This window comes from Acinetobacter sp. SCLZS86, from assembly GCF_021560715.1.
Lineage (GTDB): Bacteria > Pseudomonadota > Gammaproteobacteria > Pseudomonadales > Moraxellaceae > Acinetobacter > Acinetobacter towneri_A.
This window is the reverse complement of record NZ_CP090864.1, coordinates 2,083,037-2,102,843: the sequence shown is the minus strand read 5'-3', so window position 1 is coordinate 2,102,843 and position 19,807 is coordinate 2,083,037. Positions and strand designations below refer to the sequence as shown.

Genomic DNA, 19,807 nt, shown 5'->3' with positions numbered 1-19,807 from the left:
CGGATTAAATGGTTGATCTTACCTTTGCATGAGAGTGAGGCAAACCGGCATCTCATCGGATTATCTGGTTGGCACTCCAACCTACTGCTGATGCATGCTTCCCTCGCTAATTCCAGCAAGAACCCCACACGCCTTAACTTCCCGGTCATCGTTGCAACGCGCTCTTAGTGAAACGAGTTCTTTCTCAAGCGCCTGTAGAGCGGTTATCTGCGAGCGCACATGAGAGATGTGATCATCGAGCAAGGCATTGACAGCGGTACAGGACTGATGAGGGTCGTCCTGATAGCGCTTTAGTTCGTGAATTTCTGCCAGTGACAGATCCAGGATGCGGCAGCGACGAATAAAGGCCAGCCGCTCAACGTGTTTCTCGGTATAGACACGGTAACCGTTCTCCTGCCGACCAGGCGGCGGCAACAAGCCCTGCCGTTCGTAGAAGCGGATCGTCTGTGTATCTACCCCTACTGACTGTGCCAACTGACCAATACGCATCGGGTTCCTCCGCAACGGATTCTCTACGCTATTGACATTATAGCTACTATATAGTTTTAAATGAAAACCCGATCACATTCAAGTGGAGTCATATCATGAGTAAAAACTGCGGAGGCCCCTGTGGCGACCATGCAAGGCCTGCGGCGGATATCGATATGCAGGCCTCCTCCGAGGCGCCAGGGAGATGGGTCAGTGTTTATGCCGTGCCGAAGATGGACTGTCCATCAGAAGAGCGCATGATTCGCCTGGCCCTGAACGGCGTTGAGGGGATTCGGGCACTGTCCTTCGACTTGTCGAACCGCCGGTTGAAGGTCGTGCATGACGGCGAGGCTGAGCCCATTACCGCGAAACTGGCGACCTTGGGGCTAGGCGCCTCGCTTCAGGAAACCGTCATTGCCGACCCAGAGACGATCAAGGCCGCTGAGAGCTCGGCAGTCTCTGCTACGCAGGAGTCAGGCACTCTGCGCGTGTTGCTCGGTATCAATGCGATCATGTTCGTGGTGGAAATGACTGCTGGCCTGATCGCCCAGTCTACCGGCCTGATCGCTGATTCCCTGGATATGTTTGCCGATGCAGCCGTCTATGGTCTGGCTCTCTATGCCGTAGGGCGCAGTGCGAAAATGCAGGTACGTGCCGCGCATCTGGCAGGGGTACTGCAACTGATTTTGGCTATCGGCGTACTCGTCGAGGTGGTGCGACGCTTTGTTTTCGGTAGTGAGCCTGAATCGCTGATGATGATGGCGATCGCCTTCGTCGCATTGATTGCCAATACCAGTTGTCTGCTGCTCATATCCAAACATCGGGAGGGCGGAGCGCACATGAAGGCAAGCTGGATATTCTCGGCCAACGACGTGGTGATCAACCTGGGGGTCATCACCGCCGGCGCTCTGGTCGCGTGGACCGGGTCCAATTATCCGGATCTGATTATCGGCACCATCGTGGGGGTAATTGTACTTAACGGTGCTAGACGCATTTTGGCGTTGAAGGGTTAAATAATGCTCATTATTGGCAAAAAGCTCTCGCCGTATGCCCTATTGTCCATATCGGGCCTGCTGGCAGCGTCTGATCAGGCCGTAAAATGGCTGGTGCAACAATCAATGGCATATGGCGAGTCTATTTCAGTGACCTCATTCTTTAACTGGGTACACGTATGGAATACCGGTGCCGCATTCAGTCTTTTTGCGAATGGTGGAGGCTGGCAGCGCTACTTTTTTATCGGAATCGCGGTAGTGGTCTCGATTTTTCTGATCAAGCTGATCCTTGAAAATCGTCATAAAGGAGAAGCCATCGCTTACAGTCTTATCCTCGGTGGCGCCATGGGCAACCTGATTGACCGGGTCTTTCGCGGCTATGTTGTGGATTCCTTTGATTTCTATTGGCGAGACTGGCATTGGCCGGCCTTCAACCTGGCTGATATTGCAATTGTCCTCGGTGCCTTACTTTTAGTTTCCAGCAGCTTGTTGGGTAAAAAAGCAAACACCAATGCCGAGTCGGATGGATCTGACTGACACCTACGCCTATACAACACCATGACCGAACTTCCCGACAACATCCTTGACCTGCCGCAATACCAAGTACTGGGCTGCAAATCAACCGACGACGAAATGCACTTCGAGGTGGACGTGCCCGATCCCATCGCCTGCGAGGAATGCGGCGTGCAGGGTGAGTTCGTACGGTTCGGCAAGCGTGACGTTCCCTATCGTGATCTGCCCATCCACGGCAAGCGGGTCACTCTCTGGGTGGGGGCACCTCAGAAATCGGAAAATAAAGCACGCTAAGGCATAGCTGACCTTGCCAGGCCTGCTTCGCCCTTTAGTGACGCAATCAGCGGGCAGGAAACGTTCCCTTTCCGCGCATGGCAGGCGCACATCAGTTCAGACAGCACGGCCTCCATGCGTGCCAAGTCGGCCATCTTCTCGCGCACATCCTTGAGCTTGTGCTCGGCCAGGCCGCTGGCTTCCTCGCAATGGGTGCCATCCTCCAGCCGCAGTAGCTCGGCGATTTCGTCCAGGCTAAAGCCCAGCCGCTGGGCCGATTTCACGAACCGCACTCGTGTTACATCCGCCTCGCCATAGCGGCGAATGCTGCCATAGGGCTTGTCTGGCTCCGGCAGCAGGCCCTTGCGCTGGTAGAACCGGATGGTCTCCACATTGACCCCGGCCGCCTTGGCAAAAACGCCAATGGTCAGATTCTCAAAATTAATTTGCATATCGCTTGACTCCGTACATAACTACGGAAGTAAGCTTAAGCTATCCAAACCAAATTTGAAAGGACAAGCGTATGTCTGAACCACAAAACGGGCGCGGCGCGCTCTTCGCCGGTGGGCTGGCCGCCATTCTTGCGTCGGCCTGCTGCCTGGGGCCGCTGGTTTTGATCGCCTTGGGGTTCAGCGGGGCATGGATCGGCAACCTGACGGTATTGGAGCCGTATCGGCCGATCTTCATCGGCGCGGCGCTGGTTGCACTGTTCTTTGCCTGGCGGCGCATCGTCCGACCGACCGCAGCCTGCAAGCCGGGCGAGGTGTGCGCGATTCCGCAAGTGCGCACCACCTACAAGCTCATTTTCTGGTTCGTCGCCGTGTTGGTCTTGGTCGCGCTTGGTTTTCCCTACGTCATGCCATTTTTCTACTAATCAGGAGTTCATTATGAAAAAGCTGTTTGCCTCCCTCGCTCTCGCCGCTTTCGTTGCCCCCGTGTTCGCCGCCACTCAGACCGTCACGCTGTCCGTGCCTGGCATGACCTGCGCCTCTTGCCCGATCACTGTCAAGCACGCGCTTTCCAAGGTGAGGGCGTGAGCAAGACCGACGTAAGTTTCGACAAGCGCCAGGCCGTCGTCACCTTCGACGATGCCAAGACCAACGTCCAGAAGTTGACCAAGGCGACCGAGGACGCGGGCTATCCGTCCAGCCTCAAACGCTGATCCGTTAACCGAACTCGGGAGCGACACATGGGACTCATCACGCGCATCGCTGGCAAAACCGGCGCGCTCGGCAGCGTCGTTTCCGCGATGGGCTGCGCCGCCTGTTTTCCTGCCATCGCCAGCTTTGGCGCGGCCATCGGACTGGGCTTCTTGAGCCAGTACGAGGGGCTATTCATTGGCATCCTGCTGCCGATGTTCGCCGGCATCGCGTTACTCGCCAATGCTATCGCTTGGCTCAATCATCGACAGTGGCGACGCACGGCGCTCGGCACGATAGGCCCGATCTTGGTGCTGGCAGCGGTGTTTTTAATGCGGGCTTACGGCTGGCAGAGCGGTGGACTGCTCTATGTCGGCCTGGCCTTGATGGTTGGGGTGTCGGTCTGGGATTTCATCTCGCCAGCACATCGCCGCTGCGGGCCGGACAGCTGTGAATTGCCAGAACAACGTGGCTGACGGCAACAGCCGTAGCCACCACAGAAAAGGAAAAATACATGACCACCCTGAAAATCACCGGGATGACCTGCGACTCGTGCGCGGCTCACGTCAAGGAAGCCTTGGAGAAAGTGCCCGGCGTGCAATCGGCGCTGGTGTCCTATCCGAAGGGCACAGCGCAACTCGCCATTGAGGCGGGCACGTCATCGGATGCGCTGACTACCGCCGTGGCCGGACTGGGCTACGAGGCAACGCTTGCCGATGCGCCACCGACGGACAACCGCGCCGGCCTGCTCGACAAGATGCGCGGCTGGATAGGGGCCGCTGATAAGCCCAGTGGCAACGAACGCCCGTTGCAGGTCGTCGTCATTGGTAGCGGTGGCGCGGCAATGGCGGCAGCACTGAAGGCCGTCGAGCAAGGCGCGCAGGTCACGCTGATCGAGCGCGGCACCATCGGCGGCACCTGCGTCAATGTCGGCTGTGTGCCGTCCAAGATCATGATCCGCGCCGCCCACATCGCCCATCTGCGCCGGGAAAGCCCGTTCGATGGCGGTATTGCGGCAACTGTGCCTACGATTGACCGCAGTAAGCTGCTGGCCCAGCAGCAGGCCCGCGTCGACGAACTGCGGCACGCCAAGTACGAAGGCATCCTGGGCGGTAATCCGGCCATCACCGTTGTGCACGGTGAGGCGCGCTTCAAGGACGACCAGAGCCTTACCGTCCGTTTGAACGAGGGTGGCGAGCGCGTCGTGATGTTCGACCGCTGCCTGGTCGCCACGGGTGCCAGCCCGGCGGTCCCGCCGATTCCGGGCTTGAAAGAGTCACCCTACTGGACTTCCACCGAGGCCCTGGCGAGCGACACCATTCCCGAACGCCTTGCCGTAATCGGCTCGTCGGTGGTAGCGCTGGAGCTGGCGCAAGCCTTTGCCCGGCTGGGCAGCAAGGTCACGGTCCTGGCGCGCAATACCTTGTTCTTCCGTGAAGACCCGGCCATCGGCGAGGCGGTGACAGCCGCTTTCCGTGCCGAGGGCATCGAGGTGCTGGAGCACACGCAAGCCAGCCAGGTCGCCCATGTGAACGGCGAATTCGTGCTGACCACCGGACACGGTGAATTGCGCTCTGACAAGTTGCTGGTTGCCACCGGTCGGGCACCGAATACGCGCAGCCTCGCGCTGGACGCGGCGGGGGTCACTGTCAATGCGCAAGGGGCCATCGTTATCGACCAAGGCATGCGCACGAGCAACCCGAACATCTACGCGGCCGGCGACTGCACCGACCAGCCGCAGTTCGTCTACGTGGCAGCGGCCGCCGGCACCCGTGCCGCGATCAACATGACCGGCGGCGACGCAGCCCTCAATCTGACCGCGATGCCGGCAGTGGTGTTCACCGACCCGCAAGTCGCCACCGTGGGCTACAGCGAGGCGGAAGCGCACCACGATGGCATCGAGACCGACAGTCGCACGCTGACACTCGACAACGTTCCGCGAGCGCTTGCCAACTTCGACACACGCGGCTTCATCAAACTGGTCATCGAGGAAGGTAGCGGACGGCTCATCGGCGTGCAGGCGGTGGCCCCGGAAGCGGGCGAACTGATCCAGACGGCGGTGCTCGCCATCCGCAACCGCATGACGGTGCAGGAACTGGCTGACCAGTTGTTCCCCTACCTGACAATGGTCGAGGGGTTGAAGCTTGCGGCGCAGACCTTCAACAAGGACGTGAAGCAGCTTTCCTGCTGCGCTGGATAAAAAAAGGAGGTTTTCAATGAGCGCCTACACCGTGTCCCGGCTGGCCCTTGATGCCGGGGTGAGCGTGCATATCGTGCGCGACTACCTGCTGCGCGGATTGCTGCGTCCGGTGGCGTGCACCCCGGGCGGCTATGGCCTGTTCGATGATGCCGCCTTGCAACGGCTGTGCTTCGTGCGGGCGGCCTTCGAGGCGGGCATCGGCCTGGACGCGCTGGCGCGGCTGTGCCGGGCGCTGGATGCTGCGGACGGCGATGAAGCGGCCGCGCAGCTTGCCGTTCTGCGCCAGTTCGTCGAGCGTCGGCGCGAAGCGTTGGCCCATCTGGACGCGCAACTGGCCTCCATGCCAGCCGAGCGGGCGCACGAGGAGGCATTGCCGTGAACGCCCCTGACAAACTGCCGCCCGAGACGCGCCAACCCGTTTCCGGCTACCTGTGGGGTGCGCTGGCCGTGTTGACCTAGAGAGAGTGCGCAAGGGCCTCAGAAAGGAGCTGAAACCGTCCCAGAGCCGGACTCTCAAGGGAGACCGGAAAATCCTGCTGAAACGCGCTCACGAAGTCTCAGACCGGGAGCGCCTCATCATGGAGACCTGGACAGGCGCGTTCCCGCAACTGCTGGCCGCCTACGAGCACAAGGAGCGCTTCTACGGCATCTGGGACGCCACCACACGGCTCCAGGCAGAAGCCGCCCTGGACGAGTGGATAGCCACCATCCCGAAGGGCCAAAAGGAAGTCTGGAGCGATCTGGTCAGGGCAGTGGGAAACTGGCGCGAAGAGACCATGACCTACTTCGAGACGGACATGCCCGTCACCAACGCTTACACGGAGTCCATCAACCGACTGGCCAAGGACAAGAACCGTGAAGGGCGCGGTTACTCCTTCGAGGTGATGCGGGCACGAATGCTCTACACCACGAAGCACAAGAAGAAGGCACCGACTGCGAAGGTCTCTCCTTTCTACAAGAAAACCATCGGTTACGGACTGCCGGACTTCGCAGAGGAACTCAACTACGGAGTCGATCTATCAACCATCTGAGGGTGGTATCAGATTGATGGGGTGAAGGTGCCCCATCAACCATTAAATCCGTATACCCATTTTTTTGTTATTCAGGAGTGATAATGCAGGCTTCAAAAATAGCGATCAGTCCATCTAGCCGGCAGTTGAATCCATCAATATTGGCCTGAATCCAAACTTCTTTATTGTCAATTTTATCCCATTGTACGCCATAGCCGCAGTGGGCGAGTAAATGCTCAAAGAAAATACGCTGAGTGCGTCCATTGCCTTCTCTGAAAGGGTGAATGACATTAAGTTCACAATAAAAATCAGCGATTTTTTGGATAAGTGCTGGTTTGGCTAAACCTTGAAAATAGTTCTGCTGCTCAAGTTGCTTGAAGAGCTTATTGGCTTCAATTTCAATACGCGGGAAGGTACAAAAGCGGGTATCGCCTTTGGCAATATCCACTTGTCTTAGTTCACCTGCCCAGACATACAGGTCTGAAAAGAGCTGAAAGTGAATGGATTGCAGGTATTTGAGATCGTAAGGTGGCTCCGCGTACTCAATTCGTGTGCTGGCATACTCAGTCAACTCCAGTTCTGCCTGTTGCAGAATTTCAGCATCCTGAATGTTCAGTTTGTTTTTGAGGACGTCCGAGTCGGGGTAACAGTAAATGCTGTCACCCATTTCACCATATTTATCCATAAGGAAGCCTGATCACGATTCCGAGGTCTGTGAGAATTTCTTATATTTCTGTAGAATCTGAGCTTTACTTAATGCCGGTGCGGTTGAGGACGGGTTAATGCCTTCCAGCTTTAAACTGGCTTGATAATTCTGCAAGCGCGTAGCTTGGATATATTTTTTTTTCTGTTCGAGAGTGTTTAGCATTTCGGAATTTCCTTGAACAAAGGTAATGTAAGCCTAGTTTAGCAGATGGGCTTATAAATAGGCACGGCTTTCAAAAGCAGGGTTGTAGCGTTATGGTGGATGAACCTTCTATCAGAAAAATCTGAAATCAGACGACAAAATTTGTCGCTTAACTGTCATGCAATAAATGAATAATCAACAATCTGCTTTTTAAATAATATAATATTATCCAACAGTTAAAAAATTATCAGTATTATCTCTAGCAACCGAAGTGTCGCCAGATACTGATCACAGATAAGAATTCAGGAATTGATTCACCACTATGACCAACAATAACTTTTCACAAATCGCTTCTTTCATCTGGTCGGTTGCCGACCTGCTGCGTGGTGACTTCAAACAATCGCAATATGGCCGCATCATTCTGCCATTTACCTTGTTGCGTCGTCTGGAGTGTGTACTGGAAGAAAGCAAGGCGGCGGTACTGGCAGAACATGAAAAAGTCTCCAAGCTGAATCTACCAGAAGAAGCTCAAGAAAAGTTATTGCTGCGTGCCACCAACGGTCTAGCCTTCTTTAACACCTCCCCAATGGATCTCAGCAAAATGGGGCAGAGTGATATCAAGGCCAACTTGAGCACCTATGTGCAAAGTTTCTCTAAAGATGCCCGCGAGATCTTTGAATACTTTAACTTCATCGAATTTGCGGGCCTCCTCGATGATGCCAACCTCTTGTATAAAGTCGTGCAAAAGTTTGCCACCACGGATCTGAGTCCAAAGAGCGTATCCAACCATGACATGGGCTTGGTGTTTGAAGAACTGATCCGTCGTTTTGCCGAGGGTTCTAATGAAACCGCAGGGGAACATTTTACCCCGCGTGACATTGTACGTTTGACCACTGCACTGGTGTTTATGGAAGATGATGATGTCCTGACTAAAGACGGCATTATCCGCACCATTTACGATCCTACAGCGGGGACAGGCGGCTTCCTGTCTTCAGGTATGGAATATCTGCATGAGCTGAACCCGAATGCGGTGATGCGTGCCTTTGGTCAGGAACTCAATCCAGAATCCTACGCCATTTGTAAAGCCGACATGCTGATCAAAGGGCAGGACGTGAGCCGGATTAAACTCGGCAACACGCTGTCGAATGACCAGCTTGCTGTGGATCAGTTTGACTACATGCTGTCGAATCCACCCTTTGGCGTGGACTGGAAAAAAATCGAACAGGACATCAAGGACGAACATGAACACAAGGGCTTTGATGGCCGTTTCGGTGCAGGCTTGCCACGGGTATCGGATGGTTCACTATTATTCCTGATGCACCTGATCAGCAAGATGCGTGATGCCAATAGTAGCGAGAGTGGCAGCCGCATCGGGATTATCCTGAATGGTTCACCATTGTTTACTGGCAGTGCAGGCAGTGGCGAAAGTGAGATCCGTCGCTACATTTTAGAAGCCGACTTGCTGGAAGCCATTATTGCCTTACCGAACGACATGTTCTACAACACCGGGATTGCCACCTATATCTGGGTACTCAGCAATAAAAAAGCCGCTGAACGTAAAGGCAAGGTACAGCTGATCAATGCCTCAAACCTCAGTACCAAAATGCGTAAGTCGCTGGGTTCAAAACGTAACTATCTGACTGAAGCTGAAATTGCCACCATTACCCAAAATTACGGTGACTTTGTCGCGGTAGACACCTTGGCGCAGGATGGTGAAACCGAACAGCAAAAACCATTTGCCAGCAAAATCTTTGACAGTCATGAATTTGGTTACCGTCGCGTGACCATTGAACGTCCATTACGTTTATCGGCACAAATCACTGATAGCGCGATTGCTGCATTACGCTTTGCCCCGAAACCGTTTAATGCCGTGATGCAAAGTATCGATGCACAATTGGGCACAGCCTTTGGTACAGCGTGGACAGCAGAAACTTATGGTCAGTTGCAGGACGCTGCGCTTGAGGTCCGTGCCCTCATTAAAGCGGAATTCCCTGAGCTAAAAGAAAAAGACATTAAAGAGGTACTGGACAGCAAAATCTGGCTATTCCAGAAAGCCCTGATGGAAAAAGCCCAAGTGTTACAGAACGTGATTGGCACTGAGCAGTTTGATGATTTTAACCAGTTTGATGAAATGCTGAAAAAAGCTTTGAAGCAGGCCGACATCAAGCTGGATGCCAAAGAGAAGAAACAGCTGTTAGACGCCATTACCTGGAAGAATTCGGAAGCAGAACCAGTGATAAACAAGGTCGTGAAACAGGCGGAAAACCCACTATATGGCCAGTTCAGCTACCAGGGCAAAGTGGTGGAGTTTGTGCAGGATGGGGATTTGCGTGATGCTGAAAATATTGCACTGAACCCAAAAATTAGCACCACAGAGTTGATTGAAGAATACTTTAAACGTGAAGTACAGCCACACGTGGCCGATGCCTGGATCAATGCCGACAAGCGCGATGAAAAAGATGGCGAGATTGGCATCGTGGGTTATGAAATTCCGTTTAACCGTCATTTCTACGTGTACCAGCCACCACGTGACCTAAGTGAGATTGATTCTGATCTGGATGCGGTGAGTGCCGAGATTATGCAACTGCTACAAGAGGTGCATTCCTGATGGTTAAGACAGCCGCAAAGTATCAAGCTTATGCAGAATATAAGGATTCAGGGGTTGAATGGGTCGGAGATATTCCATCAACATGGGATGTAAAACCTGTATTAGCTTTATTTTCCTCGCTAGTTGAAAAAAATACTGATGGCTATGAATCTAATGTTTTATCTCTAAGTTATGGTCGTATTGTACGAAGAGATATTGAAGATAATTTTGGATTATTACCAGAGTCATTTAATACTTATCAAATAGTAAAAAATGGAGACATAATTTTAAGATTAACTGATCTTCAAAATGATAAACGTAGTCTTAGAGTTGGATTGGTCAAGGAAAAAGGGATTATTACATCAGCCTATTTAAAATTATCAGCCAATCAACATATTGATCCTCGATTTGCTTATCGTTTATTACATTCATACGACACAACAAAAGTTTTCTATGGAATGGGTGGTGGTTTACGCCAGTCGATGAAATTTGAAGATTTCAAGAGATTGCCAATACTTCTTCCTTCCAAAGATGAACAAACCCAAATCGCCAACTTCCTCGACCATGAAACCGCCAAAATCGATCACCTGATTGAAAAACAACAACAACTGATTGAGTTGCTGAAAGAAAAACGTCAAGCGGTGATTAGCCATGCCGTGACCAAAGGACTCGATCCAAATGTTCCGATGAAAGATTCGGGTGTGGAATGGTTAGGGGAAGTGCCGGAGCATTGGGAATTGAAAAAATTGAAATATTTGGGTGAAGCTATTATCGGTTTAACCTATTCTCCTGATGATATTGTAGATGAAGGTGAAGGTACTTTAGTTTTACGTTCATCAAATGTTCAAAATAAAAAATTAGTATTTAATGATAATGTTTATGTGAATAGAGACATTCCTGAAAAACTAAGAACAAAGAGAAATGATATTCTGATTTGTGCAAGAAATGGTAGTCGAGCACTTATTGGGAAAAATGCTTTGATTGACGAAAGAGCTGAAGGGGTTAGCTTTGGTGCATTTATGTCTATTTTTAGAAGCAAATATAATAATTATTTATCAAAAGTATTTAACTCTTCGTTATTTGAATATCAGTCAGGTACTTTTTTAACGGCGACGATTAATCAACTTACTACTGGGAATCTCAATAGTTTTGAAGTTCCTTTACCTCCATTTGAAGAAAGGGAATTAATCGTTAGCACTCTCGATAATGAAACTACAAAAATTGATAGTCTTATTGTTAAAGCTGAATCAGCTATTCAACTCATGCAAGAACGCCGTACAGCCCTTATTTCTGCTGCGGTGACAGGCAAAATTGATGTTCGTAACTGGCAAGCCCCAACGCTTGCTGAGGCACACACGGAGTTAAACGCATGAATCTAGACGCCACCCGTGAAAGCATTTTCCAGAACGATATCATTCAACAGATGCTGGCTCAGGGCTGGCAACTCGGTACGCCACAAGGCTACAACCGTGAAACCGCCTTGTATGAGCAGGACGTACTAGATTTTGTGCAACAAACCCAAGCACAAGACTGGCAGAAGTTTCAGCGCATCTTTCCGAATGATACCGAACGGCATTTTCTAGAAGCCGTGGTTGCCCAGCTGAAGAAAGCCGACATCAATGCCACTGATGAACAGTCACGTAGCTATGGCACTTTAGGTGTGCTGCGTCACGGAGTGAAAACCCGCAGCGCACGATTTTTCCTCTGTCAGTTTAAACCAGAACATGCGCTAAATCCGGATACCCTAGCCAATTACAAAAAGAACATCTGCCGCATTGTACCGGAATTGGTCTATAGCCCGTATGCCACCGCTGCCGAGTTACAGGACATGGGCAAACAGGCCAAGAAATGGCGTATTGACTTGGTATTGTTCATTAACGGCTTTCCTGTTGCTACTCTGGAACTCAAGTCCGAGTTTAAACAGGCGGTGCAGAATGCCATGTTGCAGTACAAACGCACCCGCTTGCCGAAAGATCCAGAAACCAACAAGCCTGAACCCTTGCTGATGTTTAAGCGTGGCGCATTGGTACACTTTGCCGTGAGTCAATACGAAGTCTATATGGCGACCCAACTGGCCGGAGAAGATACTTTCTTCCTGCCATTCAATAAAGGCACGCATGACGGTGGCGCAGGCAATGATGTGCCAGAAGACCAGAATCAGTACGCCACCGCCTATCTGTGGAATGAAGTTCTCACCCCGGACAATATGCTGAATATCATTGGACGTTTTGTCCATCTGCAAATTGAAGAAAAAGAAGACTGGGAAGGACGCAAGTACAAAAAAGAACTGCTGATCTTCCCACGTTACCACCAATGGAATGTGGTCACCAAACTGATCAATGCCGCCTTAGAGGAGGGCACTGGGCAGAAATATCTGATTCAGCACAGTGCAGGTTCAGGTAAGTCCAACTCGATTGCCTGGACAGCGCATCAATTGTCGACCCTGTACGATCAACACAATCAGAAACTGTTTGATTCGGTGATTGTAGTCACTGACCGTACCATTCTGGATGCCCAGCTACAGGACACCATCTACCAGTTTGAACATGCCGATGGGGTAGTCGGACGCATCAATAACAAAGAAGGCGATGGCTCCAAATCGGAAAAACTGGCCAAGGCACTCGAAACCTCACAGCCGATTATCATTGTGACCATCCAGACTTTCCCCTTTGTGTTGCGTGCGATTGAAAACAGCACTAACCTGAAACAGCGACGTTATGCTGTGATTGCCGATGAAGCGCATTCTTCACAAAGCGGCTCTACGGCACGACAGCTGAAAGAAGTGTTGATGCTGGAAGAGCGTGATGAGGATGCAGAACTGTCCTCGGAAGATATTCTGGATGCGGTGGTGGCTGCACGTAAGGGCAGTAATAACCTCAGCTACTATGCCTTTACCGCCACCCCGAAAGATAAAACTCTGCAACTGTTTGGCCGTGTACCGAATCCTGAGCTACCGCCCTCCAAGCAGAACAAGCCGGAAGCCTTCCATGTCTATTCCATGCGTCAGGCCATTGAAGAAGGCTTTATTCTGGATGTGCTGAAAAATTACACCAACTATAAAGTGGTGTATAAGCTCAAACAAAAAATTGAAGAAGCCGATAAACAGGTCGATGCCAAAAAAGCTAAGATCCGACTGAATCAGTGGGTGCGCCTGCATGACCACAACATTTCTCAGAAAGTGAAAGTCATTGTCGAGCATTTTAAAAATAACGTGATGGGCTTATTGGGTGGACAGGCCAAAGCCATGGTGGTGACAAGTTCACGTAAGGAAGCGGTGCGTTACAAGCTGGCCTTTGATAAATACGTGGCGGATCAAGGCTATAAGTCGATTCAGGCTATGGTCGCTTTCTCGGGTGAGGTTGAGTTTAATGACAAGGATACCGACAGCAGTGGTTTAGTCGGGCAGACCTTTAATGAACGTAACATGAACCCGGGACTGAAAGGGCGGGAAATGCGTAAGGCCTTTGATAGTGATGACTATCAGGTGATGCTGGTGGCCAACAAGTTCCAGACTGGCTTTGACCAACCGAAACTGTGTGCCATGTACGTGGACAAGAAACTTGGCGGTGTGGAATGCGTACAGACCTTATCACGCCTGAACCGCACCTATCCAGGCAAGGCAGAATCTGGCACCTTTGTATTGGATTTCTTTAATGATCCTGAAGACATTCTTGAGGCCTTCCAGCCTTACTACCAAACCGCAGAACTGGCTGATGTATCGAATCCGGATCAGATCTTTGACCTGTTTGAAAAGCTGAAAGCCAGCAAGATTTTTCTGTGGACGGAAGTCGAGCAGTTTGTAGAAGCCTTTTTTACCAAGAACAAATCCAATGCTGCGATCAGTAATATCTGCAAACCCGCGGTTGAACGCTGGCAGAAACGTTATAGTCAGGCCATCGAAGCCTATAACACCACCCGTGACATGCTGGAACGCTGCAAGAAAACCAATGATGCGGTGCTGATTGCCAATGCCGACAATGCCTTTAAAGAGGCCAAGCTTGAAAAAGACAAGCTGGAAATCTTTAAAAAAGACTTGGGAAGCTTTACTCGTTTTTACGAGTTTATGTCGCAGATCGTGGACTACGATGACAAAGAACTGGAGAAGCTCAGTCTGTATGCGCGTAATCTGCGTCCATTGCTGCGTGAAACCGCAACGAAAGATGATGAGGTGGATCTGAGTAATGTCAGCATGAGCCATTACCGCTTGTCCAAGATCCGTCAGCAGGACATCAAGCTGAAAGAAGATGCCGAAGATTTTAAGCTAGAACCGGGCAATGACCTCGGTGCAGCCAAGCCACGTGACAAGAAAGAAGAGTTCCTGTCACAGATTATAGAGCGTCTGAATGATGTCTTTATCACTGATAACCTAACCGATAAAGACATGCTGAACTATGCCTATACGGTACGTGACAAGCTGGCGGAAAATGAGATTGTGATGAAGCAGATTGCCAACAATACCCGTGAACAAGCCATGCTGGGTGATTTCCCGAAAGCGATGGATGATGCCATTCTTGGCAGTAGTGCTGCACATCAGGAACAGATGATGCAGTTGCTGTCTGATCCGGCGAAAGCCAGCATATTTGCAAGAGTGATCTTTGATATGTTGAGCAGTCCAAGATGACCGCTATATTAACCAAGGGGGTCAGTTTTTAAATGCCGTTAGGGGGGCATTTTTACACTGCCGCTAACAATTTATTACAATCGGGTCAGAAGGCATTCCGCAAACGGCTGGTTAAGCCCAGAAGCCTTTGAACAGAAATATTTTAAGAATTTAGAGGGATTTGTTGTCCACGATACTGTCTAGGATCACTTCAAGCATTTCTGCAAAAGTTGAAGGTTGTATTCCGACAAGTCGTTTAAACTGCTGGCTTGGCAGTGTTTTTACTTTTGAGTAGTTCATGCAACAATGATAACCGAATATGGCTTATTGATCGGTACGAAAAATAATCACTAAATTGGTCGTTTTTTGATTTATGCTAGAGGTCTATGAAAAAAACTACGTAAGCGTCCGCTGAACACACCTTATGAATTCATCCTATAAGCCTTAATTTAGTCCCCACTTAAAAACAAGTGGGGACTAAAATTTATGACTACAAATCACCAGACATCCATCGCATCTCTTGCGAAAAAACGAAGAACATACAGTGCTGAATTTAAACAGCAGATCGTTCAGGCTTGTAAAGCACCGGACGTTTCAATTGCTTCGGTCGCTTTGCAACATGGATTGAATACAAATCTTGTATCCAAATGGATTCGCTTAATTGATGCTAAGCCTGGGAATGATCGCTCACCACTACCGAATAAACCTGCATTTATTGCCTTATCCTGCTCTGCACCACTAGATCCTACTCCTACTGACATGTTAACGGTTCAAATTACTTTACCCCACTCAAAAGCAGAAATTGGCTTGAAATGGCAAGTATCAGAAATATCTGCTTTAGCAGAATTACTCAAGGCACTTGCAACATGATCCGCATTGATGAAATCTGGCTTTCTACCCAACCTCTGGATATGCGAGCAGGGATGGATACTGTCATGGCTCAGGTGGTGAGAGCCTTTGGCTACATTAAACCGCATTGTGCTTACCTGTTCTGTAATAAACGTGGCCATCGTATGAAAGTGTTGGTACATGATGGACTGGGCATCTGGCTGTGTGCCAGGCGTTTGGAACAGGGAAAATTCCACTGGGCTCAAGTTCACCAAGGTGAAACCGTGGCCCTCAGCCCGGAACAGTTACAGGCATTAATCCAGGGTTTGCCCTGGCAGCGCATTGGACGACAGCAAGTGGTCACAATGCTCTAAACTAGCTTGATCCATTCTGCTATTCTCCAAACGTTCTATTTCATTCTCTTCATGACCTCAGGCATACTGGGGTCATGAATACGCTGCCTGACTTAAGCCAACTGACCCATGAACAACTGCTGGAATTCACCAGGCAGTTGGCGATGCAGCATCAGTCTTTGGCACAATCAAACCAGCAATTAGATGCCAAAGTTCAACATCTTTCTATTCTCAACCAAAAATACGAGCATGAACTGGCGCTGTTTAAACAGCACAAATTCGGCAGTAAAAACGAACATCTCACTGCAAAACAAATCCATCTATGGGACGAAGCGGTCGAAGAAGATATCGCAGCCGTTGATCTGGAATTAGAACGATTAAATGCAGATAAAACCGATGCAGGGACACAGAAAGCCACAGTCAACAAACCTAAACGTCGACCACTGCCAGATCATCTACACACCATCCGTATTGAGCATGAACCTGCATCAACCCAATGCAGTTGTGGCTGCCAGTTACGTCGTATCGGCGAAGATGTCAGTGAAAAACTGCATTTCAGACCGGCACAGTTCTATAAGGAACAGCATGTGCGTGGTAAATGGGTCTGTGATCAGTGTGACACCCTGACTCAGCAAGCGATGCCCGCCTATGTGATTGATAAAGGCATTGCTTCACCTGAACTGCTCAGCCATGTGTTGGTATCGAAATATGCCGATCATTTGCCGCTGTACCGTCAGCGCCTGATCTATCAGCGGGCGGGCATTGATCTGTCCAGATCTACTTTATCTGACTGGATTGGTCGCTGCGGTGTGGAACTGGAACCTCTGGCCAATGCCTTAAAACAGGTGGTGCTGCAACAGCGGGTGATCCATGCCGATGAAACGCCGGTCACCATCATGCGGATGGGTGATGATGAGAAAAAACCGAAGAAAGGTTATGTCTGGGCCTATGCCACTACACAGTACAATCCAGTTCAGGCGGTGATCTATGACTTTCAGGATAGTCGTTCAGGCCAGCATGCTGCAGAGTTCTTGAAAGGCTGGCAGGGTTATCTAGTCTGTGATGATTACAGTGGTTATAAAGCACGCTTTAAATCAGGCCAGGTCATAGAGGTGGGCTGCATGGCGCATGCACGTCGTAAATTCCATGAACTGCATGTAACTGGGAAAAGTCAGGTCGCTGAACAGGCATTAGTGCTGATTCAGAAACTGTATGCGATAGAAGCAGAGCTCAGGAAAAAGACCGATGGTACAGCGGAAGACCGCCGCGAATACCGACAACAGCATAGTCAACCAGTGATGCAACAACTATATGAATGGCTCAACCAACATTATCTGACAGTGCCATCGAGTTCTCCCACCGCCAAGGCCATCAATTACACTCTGAAGCGTTGGCCAGCTTTAAGCCGCTATCTGGATGATGGCAATCTACCGATTTGCAATAATTGGATTGAAAATCAGATGCGTCCCTGGGCCTTGGGGCGCAAGAACTGGCTGTTTGCAGGTTCGCTGCGCAGTGGTCAGCGAGCGGCAAACATCATGACGTTAATCCAGTCAGCAAAGCTGAATGGCTTGGATCCGTATGCCTATTTAAGTGATGTGCTGAAAAGGCTGCCGACACACAAAGTGACCCAAATTGAAGAGTTACTGCCACACCGCTGGAAACCTAAATCGAATTAAAAAATAGGCATGGGGTTCAGCGGACGCTTACAAAACTACTACAAGATAGTAATTAAAACTCACATAAAAATAAACTTTATTGGGGATTTTTTACTAACTACTGAATAATTCAAAACAAATCGGATTAATAGAAATATACGAGTTATAAAAACTTTATATCTGTTTTAAAACCTCAATATTCTCGTTAATTTTCTTACCTACCCAAAAATTTGTCCGACCTGCAATAATCAAAATTAGAGGATTTGACGATTTTAGATTTTTATACCAACTGCTATAATCCGTCACAGATGGTTTTGGTACATCTTCTGGATGTGTGTGCCACTCACCTAAATACTGCCATTCACCATTACTTTTTTTGAAAGCATTATCAACAGCCTTTTGGTGATGCTTACTCACACGATCTACCATGAAACGACTTCTAATGTCCCAACGACTAGGCTCAGATAGCGTCCTAATAACAATATGAACACCCCTACGTTCACCAATAAGCACTCCGGCACTTTCTTGGCTAAAATCACTTAATTGACGGTATGACACTAATATATTGACAACCTCAGTGGAGATCACAACTAACGATCGATCCTGAGCTTTAAACACAAGTTCTTTATCAATCATTACAGATGTCACAAAAGTCTTTTTTTCTGATCCAAGTCGGCTTTTTAGTGCGACTGCCCATGAAGATATGTTCTTTATAATTCCAATCTCTTTCATGCTCCAGAGTTGATAAAACTGCTTCTTGAATCAATGCGGCAGTCATAACACTAACTGCTGCATCATACGGTGTGTATGTATTGCCGCATGAGATTTTTTTTTGATTAATATCTAATAGGTTCTCAAAACGTCTATCAACACCGTTTTTATAGAAAGCTGTATCACCACATAGACAATTATAGCAACCATCCAAGCTATCTATAAAGACCTTCGAAGCAATGCCATTTCCATCATTGAATCCATGGATAATGATAGGTTTTTTAGTACCATCGAGCTGACGCACCAACTTCGCTAAGCGTTTTGATACTGGTGCCCGACCAGTAGCATCGATCACAATGTCGTATAGGGACAGATACGGTTTCAAAAGAGGAAACCCACACTTATAAGAATTGATGTTGATTACAAGATGGGTTGAATCTTCAAGCCTATTTTTAAGTGCTTCTGATTTGTACTTACCAAAATCATTACTACTTAATGTGTGACGACTGAAATTGTGTGGACCATACTTATCCTGATCATATAAATCTAAGCTTTTGGTTCCCATACCGGCACCGGCACGAATCAATAGCTCAGCCACATACCCACCAATCGTTCCACAGCCAATTAATGCGATTTTCTTTGTGCGTAGATCTCCAATCTCAGGTCGAGACCGATTGCGGGAAAGAATTGAGTCTTTATCTGACTTCACAAAAGAAATTCTTTGGAACTGATTAAAAGCGTACTTACCTGTAAGGACTGAACTTGCTCGTCCTAAATCGAGTTTACGGCCACCTTTTCCTTTTTTTCTAGAATTGGCATAAGTCGTAAACTGTACTGCTGTTTGATTCAGTTCAAATATCACCCCAAATGTATCTTGCTTATCTACCTCCAAAACAATCAAATGATGTTTATAAGGATGTTCTACAAAATACTTTATCAAATGTGCCTTAGCATTATGATCTACGAGAGATAGCCACTTGAATAAGGCTGGTGCATCTTTAGGAGGCCAATAAACTCCGGAAAGTCGGGTTGGTCTGACTTTGAGGATGAATACATTGAGCTTTTGGGAGTCAAATTCCTTGAGAGATCTCTGGCTAAGCCATTTCTCTTGAATATCTTTATCTTGTATCCCAAACAAAATAGATTCGAGGCAATCAGATCCATCAGTAGATATGTTTCGAGTTAGATAAGCTACTTCACCATTCAGTGCATTTAAATCTGACAGAGCATAGGTCACTCTCTCAGCTTTCCAATAGGCTACAAACTCACCCTCTAATTCAGTTTGGTCTACATGGCCGTTTTCTAATGATTTTATGGAGTTGTCTAAGGTGATTTGGATCTGATAATCTACAGTCTTATACAAATTCCCAATATCATTCGGGTCCCAATCTGCTTCTAGTTGTTCTACATAGCAAAGATAACCAGCATTATTGACGTGAGGAAGCAGGACATCTTCAAGTTGTTCAGGTTTACTGATGATGTGCGCCCACGGCAAGATTGTATATGCATCATAGCCAAACTCTAACGCAATGGTAAAAGGACCCTTAGATGTAGAATATTCTTTGTAAGCGTCCGCTGAACACACCTTATGAATTCATCCTATAAGCCTTAATTTAGTCCCCACTTAA

The 19,807-nt window shown here is 49.0% G+C and carries 19 protein-coding genes and 4 pseudogenes; 17 read left to right on the top strand and 6 right to left on the bottom strand.

From position 1 onward, the window contains the following. Positions 1–81: 81 nt before the first annotated feature. Complete coding sequence (cadR, locus tag LZP46_RS10070) at positions 82–489, bottom strand: Cd(II)/Pb(II)-responsive transcriptional regulator (protein WP_032000534.1); 408 nt, start codon at positions 487–489, stop codon at positions 82–84. 95 nt (positions 490–584) lie between these two features. Between cadR and LZP46_RS10065 the strand changes: the two genes are divergently transcribed. The 3 genes and pseudogenes from LZP46_RS10065 to LZP46_RS10055 form a co-directional block, all read left to right on the top strand. After that, positions 585–1,481: a cation transporter gene (locus tag LZP46_RS10065; protein ID WP_004964805.1), complete on the top strand. Its 897-nt coding sequence runs from the start codon at positions 585–587 to the stop codon at positions 1,479–1,481. A gap of 3 nt (positions 1,482–1,484) precedes the next feature. Further along, entirely contained in the window at positions 1,485–1,997 is a 513-nt protein-coding gene (lspA, locus tag LZP46_RS10060; RefSeq protein WP_000905420.1) for a signal peptidase II, read from the top strand. A 21-nt stretch (positions 1,998–2,018) separates the two neighbouring features. Then, positions 2,019–2,231 (top strand): annotated as a pseudogene (locus tag LZP46_RS10055) (transposase family protein); the annotation flags it as partial. A gap of 32 nt (positions 2,232–2,263) precedes the next feature. On the opposite strand, the gene merR reads toward LZP46_RS10055, so the two are convergent. After that, a complete protein-coding gene (gene merR / locus LZP46_RS10050) occupies positions 2,264–2,698 on the bottom strand; it encodes an Hg(II)-responsive transcriptional regulator (RefSeq protein ID WP_042893593.1) in 435 nt (144 codons plus the stop codon). Between the two features lie 71 nt (positions 2,699–2,769). Here merR and merT point away from each other — a divergent pair, with 71 nt between their 5' ends. The 7 genes and pseudogenes from merT to LZP46_RS10015 all read left to right on the top strand — a co-directional run. Next, a complete protein-coding gene (gene merT / locus LZP46_RS10045; RefSeq protein ID WP_001294659.1) occupies positions 2,770–3,120 on the top strand; it encodes a mercuric ion transporter MerT in 351 nt (116 codons plus the stop codon). 13 nt (positions 3,121–3,133) lie between these two features. Next, a pseudogene (gene merP / locus LZP46_RS10040) lies at positions 3,134–3,408 on the top strand (mercury resistance system periplasmic binding protein MerP). 27 nt (positions 3,409–3,435) lie between these two features. After that, complete coding sequence (gene merC, locus LZP46_RS10035) at positions 3,436–3,861, top strand: organomercurial transporter MerC (RefSeq protein ID WP_000522996.1); 426 nt, start codon at positions 3,436–3,438, stop codon at positions 3,859–3,861. Positions 3,862–3,899: 38 nt separating this feature from the next. Next, positions 3,900–5,585 carry a mercury(II) reductase gene (gene merA, locus LZP46_RS10030; RefSeq protein WP_042893591.1) on the top strand — a complete coding sequence of 562 codons (1,686 nt, stop codon included), beginning with the start codon at positions 3,900–3,902 and terminating at the stop codon, positions 5,583–5,585. Between the two features lie 16 nt (positions 5,586–5,601). Next, positions 5,602–5,964, top strand: coding sequence for a mercury resistance co-regulator MerD (merD, locus tag LZP46_RS10025; protein ID WP_025467726.1), 363 nt, complete (start codon positions 5,602–5,604; stop codon positions 5,962–5,964). Continuing rightward, on the top strand, positions 5,961–6,044 hold the full coding sequence (locus LZP46_RS10020; RefSeq protein ID WP_425265850.1) for a hypothetical protein: 84 nt from the start codon (positions 5,961–5,963) through the stop codon (positions 6,042–6,044). The genes merD and LZP46_RS10020 overlap by 4 nt, the downstream gene beginning before the upstream one ends. Next, positions 6,041–6,616: pseudogene (locus tag LZP46_RS10015) on the top strand (ISL3-like element ISPpu12 family transposase); the annotation flags it as partial. The gene LZP46_RS10020 and the pseudogene LZP46_RS10015, both read left to right, overlap by 4 nt. Positions 6,617–6,683: 67 nt before the next feature. Here the strand turns inward: LZP46_RS10015 and LZP46_RS10010 are convergent. Next, positions 6,684–7,280 carry a putative adenosine monophosphate-protein transferase Fic gene (locus LZP46_RS10010; protein ID WP_123793610.1) on the bottom strand — a complete coding sequence of 199 codons (597 nt, stop codon included), beginning with the start codon at positions 7,278–7,280 and terminating at the stop codon, positions 6,684–6,686. A 12-nt stretch (positions 7,281–7,292) separates the two neighbouring features. Further along, entirely contained in the window at positions 7,293–7,463 is a 171-nt protein-coding gene (locus LZP46_RS10005; RefSeq protein WP_000935322.1) for a YhfG family protein, read from the bottom strand. Positions 7,464–7,764: 301 nt separating this feature from the next. Here LZP46_RS10005 and LZP46_RS10000 point away from each other — a divergent pair, with 301 nt between their 5' ends. The 7 genes and pseudogenes from LZP46_RS10000 (at position 7,765) to tnpC (ending at position 17,489) form a co-directional block, all read left to right on the top strand. Next, positions 7,765–10,050 carry a type I restriction-modification system subunit M gene (locus tag LZP46_RS10000; protein ID WP_236093749.1) on the top strand — a complete coding sequence of 762 codons (2,286 nt, stop codon included), beginning with the start codon at positions 7,765–7,767 and terminating at the stop codon, positions 10,048–10,050. Continuing rightward, positions 10,050–11,402 carry a restriction endonuclease subunit S gene (locus LZP46_RS09995; RefSeq protein ID WP_236093748.1) on the top strand — a complete coding sequence of 451 codons (1,353 nt, stop codon included), beginning with the start codon at positions 10,050–10,052 and terminating at the stop codon, positions 11,400–11,402. The genes LZP46_RS10000 and LZP46_RS09995 overlap by 1 nt, the downstream gene beginning before the upstream one ends. After that, positions 11,399–14,650: a type I restriction endonuclease subunit R gene (locus tag LZP46_RS09990; RefSeq protein WP_236093747.1), complete on the top strand. Its 3,252-nt coding sequence runs from the start codon at positions 11,399–11,401 to the stop codon at positions 14,648–14,650. Before LZP46_RS09995 ends, LZP46_RS09990 begins: the two co-directional genes overlap by 4 nt. A 63-nt stretch (positions 14,651–14,713) precedes the next feature. After that, positions 14,714–14,833 (top strand): annotated as a pseudogene (locus LZP46_RS09985) (IS3 family transposase); the annotation flags it as partial. Positions 14,834–15,115: 282 nt separating this feature from the next. Further along, a complete protein-coding gene (gene tnpA, locus LZP46_RS09980) occupies positions 15,116–15,499 on the top strand; it encodes an IS66-like element accessory protein TnpA (RefSeq protein ID WP_004691518.1) in 384 nt (127 codons plus the stop codon). Next, positions 15,496–15,831 carry an IS66 family insertion sequence element accessory protein TnpB gene (gene tnpB / locus LZP46_RS09975; protein ID WP_000618087.1) on the top strand — a complete coding sequence of 112 codons (336 nt, stop codon included), beginning with the start codon at positions 15,496–15,498 and terminating at the stop codon, positions 15,829–15,831. The genes tnpA and tnpB overlap by 4 nt, the downstream gene beginning before the upstream one ends. A 74-nt stretch (positions 15,832–15,905) precedes the next feature. Then, entirely contained in the window at positions 15,906–17,489 is a 1,584-nt protein-coding gene (gene tnpC / locus LZP46_RS09970) for an IS66 family transposase (protein WP_236093705.1), read from the top strand. A gap of 153 nt (positions 17,490–17,642) precedes the next feature. Here tnpC and cap3 read toward each other — a convergent pair whose 3' ends face one another. Further along, positions 17,643–18,104 carry a CBASS system CD-NTase/cGAS isopeptidase Cap3 gene (gene cap3, locus LZP46_RS09965; protein ID WP_002058114.1) on the bottom strand — a complete coding sequence of 154 codons (462 nt, stop codon included), beginning with the start codon at positions 18,102–18,104 and terminating at the stop codon, positions 17,643–17,645. After that, positions 18,097–19,764: an E2/UBC family protein gene (locus tag LZP46_RS09960; RefSeq protein WP_236093746.1), complete on the bottom strand. Its 1,668-nt coding sequence runs from the start codon at positions 19,762–19,764 to the stop codon at positions 18,097–18,099. The genes cap3 and LZP46_RS09960 overlap by 8 nt, the downstream gene beginning before the upstream one ends. Positions 19,765–19,807: the final 43 nt, after the last annotated feature.

Excerpts from the sequence above, each read along its gene's own strand:
- merD (WP_025467726.1), top strand. The coding sequence starts at position 5,602 with ATGAGCGCCTACACCGTGTCCCGGCTGGCCCTTGATGCCGGGGTGAGC.
- merA (WP_042893591.1), top strand. The coding sequence starts at position 3,900 with ATGACCACCCTGAAAATCACCGGGATGACCTGCGACTCGTGCGCGGCT.
- LZP46_RS10010 (WP_123793610.1), bottom strand. The coding sequence starts at position 7,280 with ATGGATAAATATGGTGAAATGGGTGACAGCATTTACTGTTACCCCGAC.
- LZP46_RS10065 (WP_004964805.1), top strand. The coding sequence starts at position 585 with ATGAGTAAAAACTGCGGAGGCCCCTGTGGCGACCATGCAAGGCCTGCG.
- tnpB (WP_000618087.1), top strand. The coding sequence starts at position 15,496 with ATGATCCGCATTGATGAAATCTGGCTTTCTACCCAACCTCTGGATATG.
- cadR (WP_032000534.1), bottom strand. The coding sequence starts at position 489 with ATGCGTATTGGTCAGTTGGCACAGTCAGTAGGGGTAGATACACAGACG.
- lspA (WP_000905420.1), top strand. The coding sequence starts at position 1,485 with ATGCTCATTATTGGCAAAAAGCTCTCGCCGTATGCCCTATTGTCCATA.
- tnpA (WP_004691518.1), top strand. The coding sequence starts at position 15,116 with ATGACTACAAATCACCAGACATCCATCGCATCTCTTGCGAAAAAACGA.
- LZP46_RS09990 (WP_236093747.1), top strand. The coding sequence starts at position 11,399 with ATGAATCTAGACGCCACCCGTGAAAGCATTTTCCAGAACGATATCATT.
- cap3 (WP_002058114.1), bottom strand. The coding sequence starts at position 18,104 with ATGATTGATAAAGAACTTGTGTTTAAAGCTCAGGATCGATCGTTAGTT.
- LZP46_RS10005 (WP_000935322.1), bottom strand. The coding sequence starts at position 7,463 with ATGCTAAACACTCTCGAACAGAAAAAAAAATATATCCAAGCTACGCGC.
- merR (WP_042893593.1), bottom strand. The coding sequence starts at position 2,698 with ATGCAAATTAATTTTGAGAATCTGACCATTGGCGTTTTTGCCAAGGCG.
- LZP46_RS10000 (WP_236093749.1), top strand. The coding sequence starts at position 7,765 with ATGACCAACAATAACTTTTCACAAATCGCTTCTTTCATCTGGTCGGTT.
- merC (WP_000522996.1), top strand. The coding sequence starts at position 3,436 with ATGGGACTCATCACGCGCATCGCTGGCAAAACCGGCGCGCTCGGCAGC.
- LZP46_RS09995 (WP_236093748.1), top strand. The coding sequence starts at position 10,050 with ATGGTTAAGACAGCCGCAAAGTATCAAGCTTATGCAGAATATAAGGAT.
- merT (WP_001294659.1), top strand. The coding sequence starts at position 2,770 with ATGTCTGAACCACAAAACGGGCGCGGCGCGCTCTTCGCCGGTGGGCTG.
- tnpC (WP_236093705.1), top strand. The coding sequence starts at position 15,906 with ATGAATACGCTGCCTGACTTAAGCCAACTGACCCATGAACAACTGCTG.